Consider the following 20,127-nt stretch of genomic DNA (forward strand, 5'->3'; position numbering starts at 1 on the left):
ACAAAGATCGGTGTCCGAGCTCTCAACCAGAGGACCAAACTCGGCCGCCCGGAATTCAGGCGCGTGACCTGAAAAATCCAACGGGTCGGGTTAATCCGTCGGGAATCTGATCGCTGCAACACGGCCGCTTCAGCTGCCCTGCCCACTGGCCACCGGGGCAAAGAACACGTCCTGCCATTTCTCCAGCTTGCTTTTCAGCAATCCGCTCGTCGTCATGAAATCCGCGAAGGTCATGACGCCTTTCGGCTGCACGCCCCATTCGGATTTCACGCTTTCCAGCATTTTCTGAATTTGTTGGGCAGACAGCGAGGACTTTTCGCTGGCGAGAAAGATATCGGCGGCTTCCTTCGGATTGGCCTTGATGAAACTGTCAGCCTCGTCGATGGCCGCCACGACTGCCAGCGCGGCATCCTTGCGGTCATCAATGAATGTCTGCGTGGTCGCCAGCAGGCCGCTGGTGACCTGCTGTCCCAGATAATCGGAGAAATTGAACAGCCGATGGATCTTCGGATCCGCTCCAACAACGTCGCTATAGGGATGGGGCGCCACATACGCGCTGATCGTACCGCCACCGATCAACGCGCTGGTCGCATCCGGATGCGGTAGCTGCACCATCATCGTATCGAAATGCTTCGCATCGCCGAAGGCTTTCTGTGCCGCCATGCGCACTAGCAGACCCTGCTGACCTGTGGTCGACGTCACGGCAATACGGTCGTTGCTGGTGAGGTCCTTGAGATCCTTCACCTCGGGCTTGTTGACGTAAAAGCCGTTATCACCCGCCACAAGTGCCGCCAAACCGCGAATCTTGATTGATGTCTTGGTCTTTTCGGCTGCAATCAGCATGCCCGGAAGGCCGTAGGCACCGATGTCGACGGTGCCGCTGATGAGTGCATCGTTGATGGCGGGCGCGCCGCTGATCTTCTTGATATCGATCCTGGCCTGAATGCCCTTCGCTTCCAGTTGCTTGGTGAAAAAGCCTTTTTGTTCCGCGACGACCACGGGCAGATAGGCATAGCCATACTGAATGGCAATCGTGATGGGTTTTTCCTCGGCGGCGGTGGTTGGATGCGCAAAGCCAAGGGCGCTTGCGAGCGCGAGCCCCATGACGAGACCGCGGCGACTAAGTTTCTGTTGCATACTTCCTCCCGAAGTGCTTTTTGAAACGGCGTTGCAAAACAAAAGAAACAATGATCAACTCGTTGTCAACATCCGAGTTTCAGTCACTTGAAGTTGTTGCGCCGCACAATGGAAAAGTGAGGAGGCACGATGTCCAAGGATTCCCCGCATATTCCCGTCGTCGAAAGCTGGCTGGCGCTCAGGCGCGAAGAGCCTCTATTTCCGCAGTTGCCGATCGTGGATGCCCATCATCATTTGTGGGATCGTCCGGGCCAGCGCTATCTGTTTGCGGAACTGCTGGACGACGCCAATCAGGGGCATAACGTCCTTGCGACCGTTTTTATCCAAAGCAGGTCGATGTATAATTCCGATGAAGCCGACCCGTCTCTCAGACCAATTGGGGAGGTTGAGTTCGCCAATGGCATCGCCGCCCAATCCGCGTCCGGCGTTTATAGCCGTCTGCGCGCATGTGCGGGCATTATCGGCTTTTGCGACCTCATGCAACCTGAGCGGGCGGAGGCTATCCTCGACAGGCTGGTTGCGGCAGGCGGCGGACGCTTTCGCGGTGTTCGAAACCAGACGGCCTGGCATGAGGATGCCGCGATTTCGTCCAATCCGATCCCTCCCGTCAAAGGGCTCCTTCTCGAGGAAAAGTTCCGCACCAGCGCAAGCCTGCTAGGTCAGCGTGGGTTCACTCTGGATGTTTGGGTCTACCATACGCAGCTTGATGAGGTTTACGCGCTGGCGCGGCATTGCCCGGACACCATGATCATTCTGGATCATCTTGGCGGCCCCCTGGGCGTTGGACCCTATGCCGGCAGGCGTGAAGAGGTGTTTGCGGAATGGGCGGCGTCGATGACGCAAATCGCAAACCTGCCCAACGTCTTCGTCAAGCTTGGCGGCTTGGCGATGCGGGTAGGCGGTTTCGAATTTCACAGCGAGCCGGTTCCTCCATCTTCCGAATTGCTGGCCAAGGCATGGGCGCCCTATTTTGAGCGCGTGATAGAGCTCTTCGGTCCCAAACGCTGCATGTTCGAGAGCAACTTTCCGGTTGACAAGGGCATGGTGTCCTACGGCGTTCTCTGGAATGCATTCAAGCGGATGACGCAGAGCTACAGCGAAGCGGAACGGCTCGACCTGTTTTTTACCACGGCTGCCCGTGTCTACGCCCTTCCTGTCCAGCCAGAGGATCAGCACTGATGTTTTTCGCTCCACCACCGATCGTATCGACCGAGATTTTCACGACATTGCCGGAGATGTTCAGAACCCCGCGCCGGACGCGATGGGCCGATGTGAACCGGTCCGGGCAGGAGGTGCATTCATTCCTTGAGGGTCCCTGCTTCGACAGACAGGGAAGCCTTTACGTCACGGACATACCTTACGGACGCATCTTCCGTATCTCACGGGCAGGGACGTGGGAACTTGTCACGGAATATGATGGCTGGCCAAACGGGATGAAGTTCTTCAATGAGAGCCAGATCGTTATTGCGGACTACAAGAACGGCATCATGCTGCTGGACATCGCGACCGGGCACGTAACGCCGCTTCTTCAGGACTACCGGTCCGAGGGCTTCAAGGGCGTGAATGATCTCGTCTTCGCCGCCAATGGCGATCTCTACTTTACGGATCAGGGGCAGAGCGGACTGCAGGATCCGAGCGGCCGGGTCTTCCGCTATTCGAAGGACGGCAGACTCGATTGTCTTCTGTCGAATGTGCCGAGCCCCAACGGAATCCTGATTTCCAAAGACATGAGTTCGCTTTTCGTGGCGGTCACGAGGACCCAGCAGATCTGGCGTGCACCACTGCATGACGGTGTCGCGACCAAAGTGGGTGTCTTCCTGCAGCTCCATGGCGGCATGGGCGGCCCGGACGGATTGGCGCAGTCGGACGAGGGCGAGATTCTCGTGGCACATACCGGCTTCGGGTCGATCTGGCATGTGTCGCGATATGGCGAGCCGCTGCATCGAATCGTGTCGTCTGCCGGAATTTCAACGACAAACCTGGCATTCGATCCGTTGAACCCAAGCACGGTCTACATCACCGAATCCCAGTCCGGGAGCATTCTGCGTGCCGAGCTGCCGATCCGAGGTGCGGAATTGTTCGATAGCGGCCGTTGAGGTATCAATCCCGTATGATGACCGGTGAGTGGGAATGAAATGATCGACGACAATGAAAACGCATCTTCGAGTGTCAAAGGCGTGGCCGCGGCCGACCGCCTGCTGACGGTTCTGACAGCCTTCCAGCGCGGCGATGATGCGCTGGAACTGGCGGAACTGACGAAGCGCACGGGGCTGGTCAAGACAACCATCATGCGCATGTGCGTTTCCCTGCAGAGTTTTGGTTTGGTGGAGCGCATGCCGGATGGCCGCTATCGGCTCGGAACGGAGATTGCCCGGCTTGGCTCCGCTTATCTCCAGTCCTACGCCCTGGAATCGGAGGTGACGCCTGTTCTGGAGAAACTCGTCACGATATCGGGTGAAACCGCTTCCTTTTACATTCGCCGTGGCGACCAACGGCTCTGCCTTTTCCGGCATGATTCGCCTTCGCCCCTGCGCATGCATGTCAGGCCGGGGGATTTGAGACCCATGGACGGATCGTCCATTGCGCAGGTCCTGCGGCGCTTTGAAGTGGAAGGTCGAGACCTGGCCACGCTCGAGGAGGTCCCGATCTACTCCAACGGTGTAACAGATCCGCATGTCGCGTCGATGGCGACGCCTGTTTTCGGTGCCGGACAAAGGCTTCTCGGGGCATTGGCGATCTCGGGGCCGGCGTCTCGCCTGACGGCAGAGACCGCTGGTGAGGTGCGTGAGAGACTGTTTCAACTGGCCAATGGCCTGACGCGCTCGCTCGGCGGCGACCACTGACGAAAATAATGAAACGCCGTTGCATTTTATATTTGCAACGGCGTTTCGAAATGTTATGCCTTCCTCGTGGAATGCAGGAATGCGGTCGTCGGAGGAGAATGACGGCCTGTTCCTCGGCATGTGGAGGAATTTATGATTTCCGTGACAAGAAGAAGAGCGCTTGCCTTCGGAGGGATGGGCTTACTGTCTGCGCTTGGCGCACCGGCGATTGCGCGTGCGCAGGAAAAGAAGCTCATCAAGATCGCTATCCAGTTTGGCACCAGCCATCTGGCGACAACGGTGGCAGACCAGTTGTCGTTTTTCAAAAAGCACGCCGCAAAGAATGGCATTGACGACGTTGCCTTTCAAATTCAGCGCGTCAGCGGTTCTCCCGTCATCAATGATGGCATTTTCAGCGGCAGCCTTGATGTGGGAGCCTATGGAACAACGGCTCTGATTGCCGCCTGGGCCAAGACGAAGGGATCCTATGACCTGAAGGGAATTGCAGCCTGCAATGAGGCGGTGCTGGCCCTCTACTCCAATGATCCGGCGGTGAAGTCGATCAAGGACATCCGTCCCACGGATCGCATTGCGGTGACGGCCACGACCTCCCCACAGGCGATCATGCTGCAAATGGCAGCGGAAAAGGCTTTTGGCAAAGGTCAGGTCAACCGCTTTGACAAGCAAATGGTCCAGCTTCCCCACCCCGATGCGACCGCCGCCCTGATTTCGAGAACCGACATTACGCTTTATTTTGCGGCACCTCCGTTTATCAGCACCCTCGAAGCATCCGGTAAATGCTACAAGGTCATCGATGGCCAGGAGATTGTCGGTGGCCCTTATTCGGGTGCCTTGCTTGCCTCGACGAAAAAATTTGCTGACACCAATCCGAAAGCCGTTGTCACCATTGTCGATGCGCTGAAGGAAGCGATGGATCTGATCAAGCGCGACCCCAAGCAGGCCGCCGAAATCTACAGATCGGTCGAAAAGACGAGCCTCTCGAACGATGAAGCCGAGGCGGCCATCAGGGGGCAGGTCTTCACCACTGAACCCCGCGGCATGCAGATGTTCGCGAATTTCCTGGCCAGTACGGGTAGCATCAAGCAGGCTCCTGCGAGCTGGAGGGAGATGTTCTTTGATCCGATCGCTGAGGGGAATGGCAGCTGATGAACGTCGTGCTCAATCCCAAAGCCCCTCTGGAGGCAGGTGCTGTGAACAGTGCGGCAGATCCGCTTCTCTCCGTTGACGGGGTGACGCTCCAATACAAGACCGGTGCAGCGATTTTGACCGCAACCTACAGGGTCAGCTTCAATGTCTTGAAAAATGACCGGTTCATTCTGCTTGGCCCGTCCGGCTGCGGCAAATCCACATTGCTGAAGAGCGTCGCCGGGTTTTTACCTCCCGTCGAAGGCAAGATCAGCCTGAACGGCAAGACCGTTCAGGGGCCCGGGCCAGATCGAATGATGGTATTCCAGGAGTTCGATCAGCTGATGCCGTGGATGACGGTCATCGACAATGTCATGTTTCCGATGAAGCGCACGTCCCGCTTCCCAGGTTCGGACATCCGCGACCGCGCCCGCAAGGTCATTGCCAAGGTCGGATTGTCGAAATTTGAAAACTCCTATCCGCACATGCTGTCGGGTGGCATGAAGCAGCGCGTGGCGATTGCACGGGCGCTGGCCATGGAACCGCAGATGCTGTTGATGGATGAGCCCTTCGCTGCTCTCGACGCTTTGACGCGCCGGCGGATGCAGGAGGAGCTGCTCGAATTGTGGGACGACGTGCGGTTCACCTTGCTGTTCGTCACGCACTCCATCGAAGAGGCGATCATCGTCGGTTCCCGCATCCTGGTCCTGTCGCCGCATCCCGGTCAGGTCCGCGCGGAACTTGACGCAAGCGCCTACGGCCACAGCCATCAGGGCGACGCCGATTTCATGGCCTTCAATCGCAAGATCAACCAGATGCTCTTCGGAGACCAGGAGGTCGCCCATGAGTAATGTCATGTCGGCACAACCGCAGCTTCCGGCACGGCCGGACCACGAGTACCAGGTTCTCGACATCGCGCAGATCGGCCGTGTCCAGCAGGATGTCGGCTTTGTAGAGATGCTGTTCAACATTACCGGTTTTCGACGAGCCCTCGTGCTTGTCGGCCTGTGCATCGTTTGGGAAGCCTACGCCCGATATCTGGGCAATCCGCTGATGTTTCCGTCCTTTACCGATACGATCACGACCCTTTGGGCCGACATTCTGTCGGGGCGTCTGCCTTCGGCGGCCATCACCTCTCTCAAGATTCTGGTGTCGGGTTATTCTGTCGCGATCCTGCTCGCCGCCGTGATGACGACCCTTGCCATCTCGACCCGGTTCGGAACCGATTTGCTCGCCACGCTGACGGCGATGTTCAATCCGCTTCCGGCGATTGCCGTGCTGCCGCTGGCGTTGCTGTGGTTTGGCCTTGGCACCAGCAGCATCATCTTCGTCATCGTCCATTCCGTGCTCTGGGCGGTGTCGTTGAATACATTCAGCGGATTTCTGTCCGTGAGTCAGACCCAGCGCATGGCGGGACGCAATTACGGACTTGGCGGTTTGCGGATGGTGTTCTTCATCCTCATTCCGGCGGCCTTTCCGTCGATTCTGGCAGGGTTGAAGATCGGTTGGGCCTTCGCATGGCGTACCCTGATTGCCGCCGAACTGGTTTTTGGCGTTTCGGGCAATTCCGCCGGACTTGGCTGGTACATCTTCGAATCCCGCAATGCGCTGGAAACTGCGGGCGTCTTTTCCGGCTTGCTGACGGTCATCGTCATCGGGCTTGTCGTGGAAGGCCTCGTGTTCCGCACGATCGAAATCCTCACCGTTCGCAAATGGGGCACCCAGTACGGCTAGTTCCGCCGTCTCTTCGTCTCCCGGAAAGCTGCAGTCTGGTCATGTAGGTCAGGCGAACGCTTTCCCATGCCCAATCATCAGATCACTTGAATATCCTATGAGGCTTCTTCCATGAGTTTGAATAGCCAGACAACTTCGGCAAAAAAGGCGCGTGTCATGGTGACGGGAGCGCAACTCGTCCCGGAAGCCGAAAGTCTCTTACAGAAACATCAGGTCGAGGCCTTGTATGCCCCACCCTATTCGACCTCGCAGCAACTGGCGGCCTTGGCGCGAGAAAACGAGATCGATGCCATCCTCGTTCGCCAGGGGAAAATTGATCGGGAGGTCATCAATGCCTCACCGCGCCTGAAGGTCATCGCAAAGCATGGCAGCGGGGTGGACAACATCGATCTCGCTGCCGCCTCGGACAGGGGCGTGCCGGTCTTGAGAGCATTGGCTGCCAATGCACAATCGGTAGCGGAACTCGCGATCACGCTCACCGTGACAGTGATGAAGGATGTGTCGCTGCTCGACCGGCAGGTCAAGGCGGGCGAGTGGCCGAAGTCGAGCTATGTCGGGCGCGATCTGGCTGGCGCGGTTTTCGGCGTCGTCGGCTTTGGCGAGATCGGCCATCGGGCGGCAGTCCTGGCGCGGGCGCTTGGCATGCAGGTCATCGCTTACGATCCCTTCGCGCAGGATACCGCTGAGTTCACGGTCAGCCGCGATCTCGATGCGATCCTCGCAACGGCTGATGTTGTGAGCCTGCACTGCCCGCTGATGCCCGAGACGCATCATCTCATCAATGCCGCCCGGCTCTCTCTGATGAAACCCGGCGCATTTCTGATCAATACCGCACGCGGCGCGGTCGTGGATCAGGCCGCACTGGTGACGGCGCTTCGTGCCAATACCATTGCCGGTGCTGCGCTTGACAGTTTCGAGGAGGAGCCACCGGCACGCGACAGCGAACTCTGGAGCCTGCCGAACCTGATCGCCACACCGCATGTCGGCGGCGCAAGCCGCTCTGCACTGCGCAACATGGCGGTTCAGAGCGCCACCCACATCATCGGTGTGCTGGAGGGCCGCGGCTATGACAGCCGCGCGCTGGCGAACACCAATCTGACGGCAGCAGCCTGACCCTATTCGTATAAGGAGACTATTATGATCGGATTTCGCGTCTGCAAGCGTGAGCGGAAAATCGAGGCAAAATGGGTTGAGGCTTTTCGCGCCTTGCCCGTTGCCAATGTCAGCGACGTGATGTCGCGCATGACGGCGGCGGGGCCTGCGCTGCGCCCCTACTATACCGGCGGAACGATGACCGGTGCGGCCGTTACCGTCAAAGCTCGTCCCGGCGACAACCTCATGGTTCACAAGGCGCTCGACATAGCCGAGCCGGGCGATATCGTGGTGGTGGATGCGGGCGGTGATCTGACCAACGCCATTATCGGCGAGCTCATGGTTGCGCATGCTGCTCAGCGTGGCCTCGGCGGTATCGTCATTTTCGGTGCAATCCGCGACAGCGCCGAACTGCAGGCGGGCAGCTTCCCGGTCTTTGCTGCCGGCGTGACCCACCGCGGCCCCTACAAGGATGGTCCGGGCGAGGTGAATGTCCCGATTTCACTGAACGGCATGGTCATTCATCCCGGTGATCTGATCTGTGGCGATGCCGATGGTGTGCTGTCAGTGCCTATCGATGCTGCCGAGGCAATCTTTGCGGCAGCGACGAAGAAACATCAGGCCGAAACGGCGCAGATGGCCAACATCAAGATTGGCAAGAATGAGCGAGCCTGGGTTGACGCGACGCTGAACAAACTCGGCTGCGAAATCGCCGTCTGAACTGTGTTCGCTTTTCCCTGTTCACGCCGAATGCCAGCTGTTGGATAGTGTTCGAAGGTGCAGGGCACGTTCAAAAAAACATCGTGAAAGAAGAGACCCCGCCGGCGTGTCACGCCGGCGGAGCAAGACGCCTATAGTGTTTTAAGGGAGGGGGCCATGCCCGCACAACAGCAAAGCGTATCGCCACTTGAACGTTCCACCATGCGCCGGATCGTCTGGCGTATCGTGCCTTTGATGATGATCAGCTATCTCTTTGCCATCCTTGATCGCGCCAATGTCGGCATGGCATCTTTGCAGATGGTGAAGGACCTGAACATGACAAAGCAGGCCTTCGGTTTTGGGGCCAGCCTTTTCTTCATTTCCTATTTTCTGATGGAAGTGCCCAGCAATATGGCGCTTCAGCGTTTCGGCGCACGCATCTGGATCGCCCGGATCATGATCACCTGGGGGCTGATTTCGGCTGCCATGGCCTTCGTGCAGGGCGAGACATCCTTCTACATCATGCGATTTTTACTCGGTGCTGCCGAGGCCGGCTTCTTCCCCGGTGTATTGCTGTTTCTCACCTATTGGCTGCCGTCACGCTATCGGGGCCGCTATATTGCGATCTTCGGGATTTCCATTCCCGCAGCGACCTTCATTGGTTCTCCGACGGGTGGGCTCTTGCTGAACCTCGATGGACTAATGGGGCTGAAGGGGTGGCAATGGCTATTCATTCTTGAGGGATTGCCGACAGTTGTGCTGGGCGTGATATGCCTTCTGATTCTGACGGATAAGCCCGAAACGGCGAAGTGGTTGTCCGATGCGGAACGCCAGTGGCTGGTCGATGAACTCCGCAAGGAAAATGGTGGTAACGCTGGCACCGCCAAGAAAGCTCTGGGTTGGGGGTCGTTCGGCGTGCTCCTGCGCAACCCCTATGTGTGGGCCATGGCGGTTGCCTGCTCCGGAGCCTCCGCCGCCGGCTCGGTTCTCAGCGTATGGCAGCCACAGTTTTTGAAGTCGTTCGGCCTCAGCAATTTCCAAACAGGACTCATCAACGCCATTCCCTATGGCCTGGCCTGCGTGCTCATGGTGCTCTGGGGCCGCCACTCCGATCGAACCGGCGAACGGCGCTGGCATACGGCATTGGCTCTTCTCATGATCACGCTGGGCTTCACCGCAGTCTTCGCCATCCATTCTCTGGCCGGAACGATCGTGCTTCTGAGTTGCGTGCTGGTTGGCGCCTATTCCTTCAAGGGCCCCTTCTGGTCGCTGTCGTCAAGCACTCTCGGCGCCGCGCAAGTCGCCATCGGTATTGCCATGATCAACGCGATCTCAAACCTCATTGGTGGGGGGGTGATGGTCAATGTCTATGGCAGCCTGCTGGACGCAACCGGAAGCCATGGACTGGCATTGTTGCCTGTGGCCGCGGTTTCGCTGATCGGTGCCGTTCTTGTGCTGAAGATGAATGGTTCTTGGAAACTGTCTGTGCAGGGCGTGAGCCACGCGTGAGCAGGACGTTCCGAAGCGACGCTATACACGCAGACCGCGCCCGCGCTATGTATGGCGTCAACTCAAGCAAGGCTTGAGGCGGCGCCAACGCGCCGCCGCCATAGCAGCTTGCTGAAGTCATTGCTCACACCGGGTGGCTGTATGACCGTTTCCCTCTCAGCCTGCGAATGGTTGAGGATTTGCTGGCTGCCCTTGGCATCATTAACCCTGTGGGAAAAAATTGCCCGAGCATGAGAGGTATCTGCGGATGGCCTCCTTCGCTCGCCTTTCATCCGTTAAGTTTACGATGCCCCCGCGAGACTTGGGGGCAATGGCTGCAGACATCAAGGAAAGTCTTGACGCGGCCTGGCACTTCCCGCAGGTAAGGTTCGGTTTATCACGCGCATGATGGACAAGCGATGGATCTCGAACTGGTTGTCAGCGACGCCCAGGAAGGCAAGAAGCAGGAGCTGAAGCTCTGGCTTCGTCTGCTTGCCACGACCAAGCTGATGTCGCAGGAAATTCGCCGCAGGCTCCGCCGTGAATTCGGCGCGACACTGCCTCAGTTCGACCTGCTCGCTCAACTCTATCGCGAAAAGGATGGACTTCGCCTCGGCGAACTCTCCAGCCGCACCATGGTGACCAACGGCAATGTCACCGGTCTCGTCGAGCGCCTGGAGGCCGATGGCACGATCATCCGCGAGCGCCTTGAAGACGACAGGCGCGTCACCGTCGCCCGCCTCACCGAAAAGGGTCGTACCTATTTCGAAGGGATGGCGGATGCGCATGAGCGCTGGATCAAGGAAATGATGGCCGAAGTCGAGCCCGCCGTTCTCAAGCGGCTTCTGGCCGACGTCGGCCAGGTCAAGGAATCGGCCCAGCGGCATTTGTCCGAAGAGGATTGAAAGGCGATGTGCCTCCCACGTCAAGCGCGACCATGGTCAAGGGTCAGCGGGGACTTGTGGCGTTGGTGCGAGGATCAGATTTCAACGTCTTACAGCATCCCGCGTTTTATCAAGCGCACATAAGATGCTGTCATGTCAGCCTTTCAGCCCATGTTAACCTGACATCACCCTCCTGTGATATTGACCTCATGATCATGGACCGGCAATGATCGGCCATACAACTCTCAGGATCGAAGGTATTTCATGTTACGAGACGATCTTCTGCGGCAGGCGTCGCATTATGCAACGGATGGCGGGCTGGTTGGCGACCTCACCAGACTGATCGCCCACGCCTCCGTCAGCCAGTCAGAGGGCACGCGTGAGGCGCTTTATGCCTATCTCGCAGAAGAAATCGACCCGATGCTGACGGCGCTCGGCTTTGAAACCGAGACATTCGACAATCCGCTCGAGGGCGGTGCGCCGCTTTTGATCGCCAGCCGCATCGAGGATGCCAGCCTGCCGACCATTCTCATCTACGGCCATGGCGATGTCTGCAACGGCGAGGCCCATCGCTGGCGCGAAGGGCTTTCCCCTTTTTCGCTCACCGTGGAGGGCGAGCGGCTTTACGGACGCGGCACCGCCGACAACAAGATCCAGCATCTGATCAATATCAAGGCGCTCGGCTTGTTGATAAAGGCACGCGACCGTCTCGGCTTCAATGTGAAGATCATCATCGAAATGGCCGAGGAAACCGGCTCCTACGGGCTTCGCGAATTCTTCCAGGCCCATCGGGGCAAGCTTGCCGCCGATGTGCTGATCGCCTCCGACGGGCCGCGCCTTGCCGCCGACACGCCAACCATGTTCATGGGTTCGCGCGGCGGGCTCGCCTTTCATCTTGAGGTCAATCTCAGAGACAGTGACCATCATTCCGGCAATTTCGGCGGGCTGCTCGCCGATCCGGCGATCATTCTTTCCCATGCCATCGCCTCGCTCACCGACCAGCGCGGCCAGATCCGCATTCCCGAATGGCGGCCAACCAGCCTGACGCCCGATATTCGCGCCGCCCTGAAAGACCTGCCGCCGCGCAAGCATGACGCCGATTGGGGCGAGGCGGAGCTGACGCCATCGGAGCGGGTGTTTGGCTGGAATTCGCTTGCCGTTCTTGCCATGTCGTCCGGCAATATCGCCGCGCCGCAAAACGCCATTTCCGGCGCGGCCCGCGCCACCCTGCAGCTTCGCTTCGTCGTCGGCACCGATATGGACAATATCCTGCCATCGCTGCGCCGCCATCTCGATGCCCATGGCTTTTCCATGGTCGAGGTCAAACCTGCCCGCGGCAATGTCTTCCCGGCCACGCGGTTTTCGCCGGATCATCCCTGGGTACGGTTTGTCCAGCAATCCCTGACCCGCACGGCGGGCAAGGCGCCGCATGTATTGCCCAATCTGGCCGGATCGCTGCCCAATGACGTCTTTACCGACATTCTCGGCCTGCCGACCATCTGGGTGCCCCATGCCCATGCCGAATGCGGCCAGCATGGACCCAACGAACATGCGCTGATGCCGATTGCCGAAGAGGGCATGCGGCTGATGACCGGCCTGTTTCTCGATATCGCCGAGAATGCGGCAAGACTCAAACAGGAAGCGGCGGAGTCATCCGCCGCCCCTTGATCGCGCTCAGACCTCGGCCATCACCGCGGCGCGGGCCTTCAGGATCGCCTTGCAGGCGCTGGCGGCTTCCTTGCCCTTGATGACGAAATGGTCCTTGAAGAAGGCGATATGGGCCTCGCTTTCCTGGAAATTGTGCGGCGTCAGCACCGCCGACAGCACCGGCACATCGGTATCGAGCTGCACGCGCATCATCGCATCGAGCACGGTTCCTGCAACGAAATCATGGCGGTAGATGCCGCCATCGACGACAAAGGCCGTACCGAGAATGGCGCGGTATTTGCCGGTGCGGGCAAGAAGCTGCGCATGGAGCGGAATTTCCAGCGCGCCGGGCACGTCGATGATGTCGACCTCTTCGGCATTGCCGCCAAGGGCTTTCCATTCCTCGACGAAGGAGGTGACGCACCGGTCGACGATATCGGCGTGCCAGCGGGCACGGATCACGGCGATGCGGCTGCGGTCAAGTCTTGCTGCTATGGTCATTTCTTTAGCCTTTCAAGGGTTGGGCCGATATTTCGGCCTGCTTTCGTGCACACGCACGTCAACTTTCCCTTGGGCGAACAGGCCCTCCACGCCTCTGCAGACCAGAGGCGTTTCCTGCTTGTCCTCTTCCATCCGGACTATACCGTCGGCTCCGGCCTCTCACCGGATCTGCTGACCCTTGCCTTCATCAGGCAAGGCGCTCGCGGGCTCGAAGGTTTCCCCTCATACCGCCGGTGGGGAATTGCACCCCGCCCTGAGAACATGTCGTCAGCGTTTTAAACGCCAACGACCGACACCATAAAATCCGAATGCGTGCGGCGCAAGCAGGATTTTTGCCCTGCAACAGCAAGGGTCAACTACGCTCAGGGGCCGTTTCTTCCAGAAGCCAGTCCCGGAAAGCCTGAAGCGGCGGATAGGTGGCGCGGTCGCGCGGCCAGACCAGAAAATAGGATTCGGCACTTTTCATCGGTCGATCGAGGGCTTTTACCAATCGTCCGCTGGCCAGTTCCTCCTCAATCAGAAACTCCGGCAGAAGCGCCACGCCCAGGCCCGCCATGGCCGCCTGCGCTGCCGTGGCAAACTGATCGAACAACATGCCGCGAACACTTTCAGCATCGGCACCATGGCCGGTCAGCCAGCGCTCCCAGGCATCCGGGCGAGTGGCAAGATGCAGAAGCGGAGCCTTGCGCAGATCCTCGGCCTGACGAAATGCATAGAGGTCACGCAGGCCGGGGCTGCAGGCCGGTACCACGGTTTCGCCGCGCAGCAGCGCCAGCTCCGCCCCCTGCCACACCGGTGGGCCGAAATGAATGGCCGCATCGACCGGCTCCAGCCGGAAATCGAAATAGGACATTTTCGTCACCAGATTGAGGGTGATGCCAGGATGCTGCTTGAGAAATGCAGGCAGGCGGGGTGCAAGCCAGCGCGTGCCGAAAGTTGGCAGGATAGCAAGGGTCAGCGTTCCGCCCAGCGGATTGGCCTTCAGCGTCAGCGAGGCGGTGCTGATCATTCTCAGCGCATCGCGGATGTCGCGGGCATAGGCCTCGCCGCCGGGCGAGAGCCTGATGGTCTGACGCTCGCGATGAAACAGCGCCACGCCCAATTGCTCTTCCAGCGCCCTGATCTGACGGCTGACCGCACTTTGCGTCAGGTTGAGCTCCCGCGCCGCCGCCGTGACACTGCCGGTTCTGGCGGCCGCCTCGAAAGCTGACAGCAGATTGAGGGAGGGAAGAAAACGGCGCGGTGGCTGCATGGACGATCAATTTTGATGGAGGTCATTCCGATAGGACAAGAACTCTTGCAAAATCATCGATAGAAACGCAACACCGCCACTCTTAAAACCAGACAAAACAGGGGAATTTCATGCGCAACGATCCACGCTCCCACGGGCTATGGGAAAAGACAGCCCCACCCGCGCCCAAGACGGCCGCTTTGACGGACCGCATTTTCAAGGATGTCGTGGTGGTCGGCGCAGGCTATACCGGGCTTTCGGCGGCGCTGCATCTGGCCGAAGCGGGCGTCTCCGTTGCCGTCATCGAGGCCGTGGAAGCGGGCTTTGGCGGGGCTGGCCGCAATGTCGGGCTGATCAATGGCGGCATGTGGGTGATGCCGAAGGAAATTCCCGCCGTTCTCGGCGACACCCATGGCGAAAGAGCGCTGAAGCAATTGGGCGAGGCCCCGCTTCTGGTGCGCGAGATCATCGAAAAACATGCAATCGACTGCGAATTGCAGCCCAATGGCACGCTGCATCTGGCCGTCGGCGAGAAGGGACTGGCCGAACTGAAGGACCGCCATGCCCAATGGCGCGCGCGTGGCGCACCGGTCGAGCTTCTCGATGCGGCGGAAACGGCCCGGCGGGTGGGCTCAGACGCCTATGCCGGTGCGCTCTTCGATCCGCGTGCGGGCACATTGCAGCCGCTCGCCTATGCCCGTGGCCTTGCCCATGCGGCCATCCGCGCCGGTGCTGCGCTTTACACCGCAAGCCCGGTGACGGCGGCGGTGAAAAGCGGTGACAGCTGGCGCATCACCACGCCATCCGGGGAGGTGACGGCGCGCTGGGTGATCGTGGCCACCGACGCCTTTTCCACCGGCCCCTTCCAGCATGTGCGGCAGGAGCAGGTGCGCCTGCCCTATTTCAATTTCGCCACGGTTCCGCTCGGCGACAATGTCAGAAAGTCCATTCTGCCGGGGCTGGAAGGCTGCTGGGATACGAAGGAAATCCTCTCCTCCTTCCGCATGGACAAGGCCGGACGGCTGGTGTTCGGCAGTGTCGGAGCGCTGCGCAATACGGGTGCGGCCGTGCACCGCGCCTGGGCGAAACGCAGCCTGAAACGGCTGTTCCCGGCGCTCGGCGACATTCCCTTCGAGGCCGAATGGTTCGGCTGGATCGGCATGACAGGCAATGCCGTGCCGCGTTTTCACCGCTATGGCGAGCGCTGTGTTGGCTTTTCCGGTTATAATGGCCGCGGCATCGCGCCGGGCACCACCTTCGGCAAAACGCTGGCCGCACTGGTGCTGGGAACCATCACCGAGGCCGATCTGCCCTTGCCGGTGACAGAGCCGGAAACCGTTCCGCTTCTGCCGCTCAAGGAGGCCTATTATGAAGCGGGCGCGCAAATTGCCCATTTTGCCGATGCCAGGTTTTGATGAGGCCCCTGAGCAATCCTTATAAAGCGCCGCGGCGGTTGAGCGAGACGGCGTAGAGGCTGGTGGTGGCGGTGATGAACAGCCGATGCTTGCCCCGCCCGCCGAAGCAGATGTTGGAGACGGTTTCCGGCACCAGGATTTTGCCCATCAGATGCCCGTCGGGGGCAATGCAATGCACCCCGTCGCGGGCCGACGACCAGAGATTGCCGTCGCTGTCCACCCGCATCCCGTCGGCGCAGCCCGGCGAAATCACGTGAAAAACCGCACCCCCCGTCAGCCGCCCGTTCTCTGCGACATCGAAGACGCGGATATGCTGCGGATCGTCGCTGTGCATGCGCCCGGTATCGGCCACATAAAGCCGCTTTTCATCCGGGCTGAAGGCAAGACCGTTCGGGCAATAAAAATCGGTCAGAACGGCGGCGATCTCACCGGTCTGCCCATCGACACGATAGACATTGCAGGGCAGTTCCTGCTCGCTTTTATAGCCTTCGTAATCGGTGGCGATGCCGTAATGCGGATCGCTGAACCAGATCGCCCCATCGGAGGCGACAATCACGTCATTGGGGGAATTCAGCCGCTTTCCCTGATAATGATCGGCAATCACGGTGATCGTGCCGTCATAGTCCGTCCGCGTCACCCGGCGGGTGCCATGTTCGCAGCTCACCAGCCTGCCCTGCCGGTCACGCGTATGGCCATTGGCGAAATTCGACGGTTCGCGAAACGGGCTGATGCCCACGCCCGGCACCCATCTCAGAATACGGTTGTTGGGAATATCGGAAAACAACAGGCAGTTCAGATCGCCGAACCAGACCGGCCCCTCCACCCAGTCAAAGCCGGTGGCAAGCTGCTTGACCGGAGCATTGCCCATGACAAAGCGCGAAAATTGCGGATCGACGACCTCGAAAAACGACATGCGGAACCTCCCGATATTTTCATGCCGGCACACAGCACTTCATGCCCTGCGCAGCTTCCTCTTTTCATGATCCTATTCTATGGTATCGATAACATAAAGAGCAGCGTCACGAAAAACCGGCTGCGGCAAGACGCACGAAACGAATAAGGGGAGATGATCATGGCCATGTTCCAGTCATCCACGGTGTTGACCGACGAGGGGGCGATCACCATGCTGAAAGCCGCAATCGAGACGGCAGAGGCCATGGGCCAGCCGCAATGCATCGCCATTGTCGATCAAAGCGGGCTGCTGCTGGCCTCCTTCCGCATGGCGGGTGCGCGGTTCCTGTCGGCCAAGAGTGCGCTGGCCAAGGCCCGCACCGCCGCCTCGCTCAATGCCGCCAGCAAAAGCGTGGCCGAAGAGGCAAAGCTGCTTCTGGCCGCCGCCACGCAAGGCGAGGCCACCGGCCTGCCGGGCGGCTTGCCGATCCGCTTTGCCGGTCAGCTTGCCGGCGGCATCGGCGTCGGCTCCGGCTCTGGCGCCGAGGACGAAGCCGTGGCGCTTGCAGCACTGAAAGCCATAGGAGCCGATCTGCCATGACCTCTGGAATGATGAAACTGGCCTTTCTCGGAACCGGCCTGATGGGCGCGCCCATGGCCCGCCATCTGGCAGGATATTACGAAGTCACCGTCTGGAACCGTTCCCGCGAGAAGGCGGAAGCACTGGCCGACGTGGCAAAGGTGGCAGACAGCCCGCGCGCGGCGGCAGAGGGCGCGGAGATCGTCATCTCCATGCTGCTTGATGGCCCGGCCAGCCGAGAGGTTTTGCAGGAGGGCGGCGTGATCGATGCGGCAGCGCCACATGCGCTGATCATCAACATGGCCTCGGTGGAGCCGGATTGCGACCGGGCGCTGGCCGAGTACGCCCGCGCCAGAGGCAGGCGTTTCGTCGATGCGCCGGTGTCCGGCGGCGTCAAAGGCGCCGAGGCGCAAAGCCTCGCCATCTTTGCCGGTGGGCGCGAGGAGGATGTGGAGGCCGCATGGCCGGTTCTCGAATTACTGGGACGCCCAACCCATATGGGCCCGGTCGGCACCGGCCAGACGGCCAAGCTCGCCAATCAGCTGATCGTCGCCATCACCATCGGCGCGGTGGCGGAAGCCTTCCGGCTGGCCGAAGCCGCAGACTGCGATCCGGCGCAATTGCGCAGCGCCCTGAAAGGCGGCTTTGCCGACAGCCGCATTCTTGACCTGCATGGCGAGCGCATGGTGACCGGCAATTTCACTCCCGGCGGCCGCTCCGTGGCGCAGTTGAAAGACCTGAACAATGCGCTGGCCGTGGCAGACGCCCATGCGCTCTCTCTGCCGCTGTCACAAACCGTGCAGGCAGGCTTCGACGATTTCGTCAAAAATCATGATGGCGGCGAGCTGGACCACGCCGCCTATTATCTCTGGCTGAAGCAGAGGCAAGATTAGAGCAGTGTCCCGAGAAAAGTGTGAAACGGTTTTCCGTCCGGACATGCGGAAAACAAAGAGTGAGAGCATTTCGCTGTTTCCGTGAAACAGTGAAATGCTCTAAAACACGATCTGCGCCTTCATTGCTTTGCTGCGGTCCGAGGCGATCTCGAAGGCGTTGACGGCCTCATCCAGCGGCAGCGTGTGGGTGATCAGCGGTTTCACATCGATCAGGCCCTTTTGCATCAGCCCGACGCCCACGGCAAATTCCTCATGGAAGCGGAAAGAGCCGCGCAGCTCCAGCTCCTTGGAGGTGATTGCCATCATCGGCAGGGTCATATCCCCGCCAAGGCCAAGCTGGACGATGATGCCGCGCGGGCGAAGGGCTGCTATGCCGCCAGCCAGCGCCGAGGCCGCGCCGGAGCATTCATAGAGCACGTCGAACGTGCCCTTGTCTGCGCCATAGGCGGCCAGCGCCTCCGGTTCTTCCGCCATATTGATCACCCTGTCCGCGCCCACCTGTTTTGCCAGAGACAGGGTGAAGGCGGAAAGATCGGTCGCGACAATCTCGGACGCACCGGCGCGCCGCGCCGAGAGGATCGACAGAACCCCGATCGGCCCGCAGCCGGTCACCAGCACCCGCTTGCCCAGCATCGGCCCTGCCCGGCGTGTGGCATGAAGCGTTACCGCCAGCGGTTCGGCCATCGCCGCCTCCCCCGGTGTCAGCCCGTCGGCAGGCACACATTGCAGCTTGTCCGCGACAAGGCTTTGGCGAAACGCCCCCTGAATATGCGGAAAAGGCATGGCGCTGCCATAAAAGCGCATATTCAGGCACTGATTATAAAGCCCCTCCTGACAATAGCGGCAGGACCGGCAGGGGCGCGAGGGTGACACCGCCACCAATTGCCCCACCGCAAGCCCGCTGACCCCCTCACCCAGCGCCGTCACATAGGCACTGACTTCATGCCCGAGGATCATCGGCTGTTTCAACCGCACCGCGCCAAAGCCGCCGTGATTGTAATAATGCAGATCGCTGCCGCAAATGCCGCCGGTGGCAAGCGCAAGCTTCACCTCCCCCGGTCCCGGCTCTTCCTCCACAACCTCTTCGATGCGCAGATCCTTTGCCGCATGGGCGATGATCGCTTTCATGACTTTCCTCCCTTGACTCAAAATGTTATCGATAACATAAGCAAAAGAGAGAGATTGTCGAGATCAAAGGGAGGACGACATGTCGCTCGATCTGTTCACACTATCGGGAAAACGGGCGCTCGTCACCGGCTCATCGCAGGGCATCGGGCTGGCGCTGGCCAAAGGGCTTGCCGCGGCAGGCGCCGAGATCCTGCTTAATGGCCGCGACAGCGCCAAGCTGGACGAGGCCGCGAAAGCCTTCGACCGCCCGGTACATCGCCTGGCCTTCGACGTGACCGATCACGCGGGCGTTCGCACCGCCATTGACGACTTTGAAAGCACGGTCGGGGCCATCGACATTCTGGTCAACAATGCCGGCATGCAGTTTCGCACCCCGCTTGAAGATTTTCCCGCAGAGGCTTTCGAGCGGCTGCTGTCCACCAATATTTCCAGCGTCTTCAATGTCGGTCAGGCTGTCGCCCGCCATATGATCGGCCGAAAACAGGGCAAGATCATCAACATTGCCAGCGTCCAGACGGCGCTTGCCCGCCCCTCCATCGCCCCCTATACGGCGACCAAAGGCGCGGTCGGCAATCTGACCAAGGGCATGGCGACCGACTGGGCCAAACATGGCCTGCAATGTAACGCGATTGCGCCCGGCTATTTCGACACGCCGCTCAATGCCGCGCTGGTGGCCGATCCGGACTTTTCCACCTGGCTGGAAAAGCGCACGCCCGCAGGCCGTTGGGGCAAGGTGGAAGAACTGGTGGGCGCCTGTATTTTCCTCGCCTCCGATGCTTCTTCCTTCGTCAACGGCCATATTCTCTATGTCGATGGCGGGATTACCGTCTCGCTGTAAC

The 20,127-nt window shown here is 59.9% G+C and carries 20 protein-coding genes and 1 riboswitch; of the genes, 15 read left to right on the plus strand and 5 right to left on the minus strand.

Annotated elements, in window-relative coordinates; translation table 11 throughout:
- Window positions 1-129 precede the first annotated feature (129 nt).
- Window positions 130-1,137, minus strand: a complete 1,008-nt coding sequence (locus NAC44_RS09960) for an ABC transporter substrate-binding protein (protein ID WP_250940295.1) — start codon at window positions 1,135-1,137, stop codon at window positions 130-132.
- Between the two features lie 129 nt (window positions 1,138-1,266).
- Here NAC44_RS09960 and NAC44_RS09965 point away from each other — a divergent pair, with 129 nt between their 5' ends.
- The 11 genes from NAC44_RS09965 (at window position 1,267) to NAC44_RS10020 (ending at window position 12,670) form a co-directional block, all read left to right on the plus strand.
- Window positions 1,267-2,316, plus strand: coding sequence for an amidohydrolase family protein (locus tag NAC44_RS09965; RefSeq protein WP_250940297.1), 1,050 nt, complete (start codon window positions 1,267-1,269; stop codon window positions 2,314-2,316).
- Window positions 2,313-3,233 carry an SMP-30/gluconolactonase/LRE family protein gene (locus tag NAC44_RS09970; RefSeq protein WP_250940557.1) on the plus strand — a complete coding sequence of 307 codons (921 nt, stop codon included), beginning with the start codon at window positions 2,313-2,315 and terminating at the stop codon, window positions 3,231-3,233. Before NAC44_RS09965 ends, NAC44_RS09970 begins: the two co-directional genes overlap by 4 nt.
- Before the next feature lie 39 nt (window positions 3,234-3,272).
- Window positions 3,273-3,980: an IclR family transcriptional regulator gene (locus NAC44_RS09975; protein WP_250940299.1), complete on the plus strand. Its 708-nt coding sequence runs from the start codon at window positions 3,273-3,275 to the stop codon at window positions 3,978-3,980.
- Between the two features lie 132 nt (window positions 3,981-4,112).
- A complete protein-coding gene (locus NAC44_RS09980; protein ID WP_250940301.1) occupies window positions 4,113-5,126 on the plus strand; it encodes an ABC transporter substrate-binding protein in 1,014 nt (337 codons plus the stop codon).
- Complete coding sequence (locus NAC44_RS09985) at window positions 5,126-5,956, plus strand: ABC transporter ATP-binding protein (RefSeq protein ID WP_250940304.1); 831 nt, start codon at window positions 5,126-5,128, stop codon at window positions 5,954-5,956. Before NAC44_RS09980 ends, NAC44_RS09985 begins: the two co-directional genes overlap by 1 nt.
- Entirely contained in the window at window positions 5,949-6,839 is an 891-nt protein-coding gene (locus NAC44_RS09990; RefSeq protein WP_250940306.1) for an ABC transporter permease, read from the plus strand. The genes NAC44_RS09985 and NAC44_RS09990 overlap by 8 nt, the downstream gene beginning before the upstream one ends.
- A gap of 111 nt (window positions 6,840-6,950) precedes the next feature.
- Complete coding sequence (locus NAC44_RS09995; RefSeq protein ID WP_250940308.1) at window positions 6,951-7,952, plus strand: hydroxyacid dehydrogenase; 1,002 nt, start codon at window positions 6,951-6,953, stop codon at window positions 7,950-7,952.
- Window positions 7,953-7,973: 21 nt separating this feature from the next.
- Window positions 7,974-8,651, plus strand: coding sequence for an RraA family protein (locus NAC44_RS10000; RefSeq protein WP_420839919.1), 678 nt, complete (start codon window positions 7,974-7,976; stop codon window positions 8,649-8,651).
- A 156-nt stretch (window positions 8,652-8,807) separates the two neighbouring features.
- Window positions 8,808-10,139: an MFS transporter gene (locus NAC44_RS10005; protein WP_250940312.1), complete on the plus strand. Its 1,332-nt coding sequence runs from the start codon at window positions 8,808-8,810 to the stop codon at window positions 10,137-10,139.
- Window positions 10,140-10,537: 398 nt separating this feature from the next.
- Window positions 10,538-11,023 (plus strand): MarR family winged helix-turn-helix transcriptional regulator, encoded by a 486-nt coding sequence (locus tag NAC44_RS10015; protein ID WP_250940314.1) that lies wholly within the window; start codon window positions 10,538-10,540, stop codon window positions 11,021-11,023.
- A 243-nt stretch (window positions 11,024-11,266) separates the two neighbouring features.
- Complete coding sequence (locus NAC44_RS10020) at window positions 11,267-12,670, plus strand: M20 family metallopeptidase (protein ID WP_250940316.1); 1,404 nt, start codon at window positions 11,267-11,269, stop codon at window positions 12,668-12,670.
- 6 nt (window positions 12,671-12,676) lie between these two features.
- On the opposite strand, the gene NAC44_RS10025 is transcribed toward NAC44_RS10020, so the two are convergent.
- Window positions 12,677-13,150, minus strand: coding sequence for a 6,7-dimethyl-8-ribityllumazine synthase (locus tag NAC44_RS10025; RefSeq protein WP_250940318.1), 474 nt, complete (start codon window positions 13,148-13,150; stop codon window positions 12,677-12,679).
- Between the two features lie 116 nt (window positions 13,151-13,266).
- Window positions 13,267-13,415: riboswitch (FMN riboswitch) on the minus strand.
- 87 nt (window positions 13,416-13,502) lie between these two features.
- Window positions 13,503-14,402 carry a LysR family transcriptional regulator gene (locus NAC44_RS10030; RefSeq protein ID WP_250940321.1) on the minus strand — a complete coding sequence of 300 codons (900 nt, stop codon included), beginning with the start codon at window positions 14,400-14,402 and terminating at the stop codon, window positions 13,503-13,505.
- 110 nt (window positions 14,403-14,512) lie between these two features.
- On the opposite strand from NAC44_RS10030, the gene NAC44_RS10035 reads away from it, so the two are divergent.
- Entirely contained in the window at window positions 14,513-15,796 is a 1,284-nt protein-coding gene (locus tag NAC44_RS10035) for an NAD(P)/FAD-dependent oxidoreductase (protein ID WP_250940323.1), read from the plus strand.
- A gap of 19 nt (window positions 15,797-15,815) precedes the next feature.
- On the opposite strand, the gene NAC44_RS10040 is transcribed toward NAC44_RS10035, so the two are convergent.
- Complete coding sequence (locus tag NAC44_RS10040; protein ID WP_250940325.1) at window positions 15,816-16,709, minus strand: SMP-30/gluconolactonase/LRE family protein; 894 nt, start codon at window positions 16,707-16,709, stop codon at window positions 15,816-15,818.
- 159 nt (window positions 16,710-16,868) lie between these two features.
- Here NAC44_RS10040 and NAC44_RS10045 point away from each other — a divergent pair, with 159 nt between their 5' ends.
- Both NAC44_RS10045 and NAC44_RS10050 read left to right on the plus strand, forming a co-directional pair.
- Window positions 16,869-17,288 (plus strand): GlcG/HbpS family heme-binding protein, encoded by a 420-nt coding sequence (locus NAC44_RS10045; protein ID WP_250940327.1) that lies wholly within the window; start codon window positions 16,869-16,871, stop codon window positions 17,286-17,288.
- Window positions 17,285-18,160 (plus strand): NAD(P)-dependent oxidoreductase, encoded by an 876-nt coding sequence (locus NAC44_RS10050; protein WP_250940328.1) that lies wholly within the window; start codon window positions 17,285-17,287, stop codon window positions 18,158-18,160. The genes NAC44_RS10045 and NAC44_RS10050 overlap by 4 nt, the downstream gene beginning before the upstream one ends.
- A gap of 99 nt (window positions 18,161-18,259) precedes the next feature.
- On the opposite strand, the gene NAC44_RS10055 is transcribed toward NAC44_RS10050, so the two are convergent.
- Complete coding sequence (locus tag NAC44_RS10055) at window positions 18,260-19,288, minus strand: L-idonate 5-dehydrogenase (RefSeq protein WP_250940330.1); 1,029 nt, start codon at window positions 19,286-19,288, stop codon at window positions 18,260-18,262.
- A 79-nt stretch (window positions 19,289-19,367) separates the two neighbouring features.
- Between NAC44_RS10055 and NAC44_RS10060 the strand changes: the two genes are divergently transcribed.
- Window positions 19,368-20,126: an SDR family oxidoreductase gene (locus NAC44_RS10060; RefSeq protein ID WP_250940332.1), complete on the plus strand. Its 759-nt coding sequence runs from the start codon at window positions 19,368-19,370 to the stop codon at window positions 20,124-20,126.
- Window position 20,127 lies beyond the last annotated feature (1 nt).

Source organism: Allorhizobium sonneratiae (assembly GCF_023700755.1).
Lineage (GTDB): Bacteria > Pseudomonadota > Alphaproteobacteria > Rhizobiales > Rhizobiaceae > Allorhizobium > Allorhizobium sonneratiae.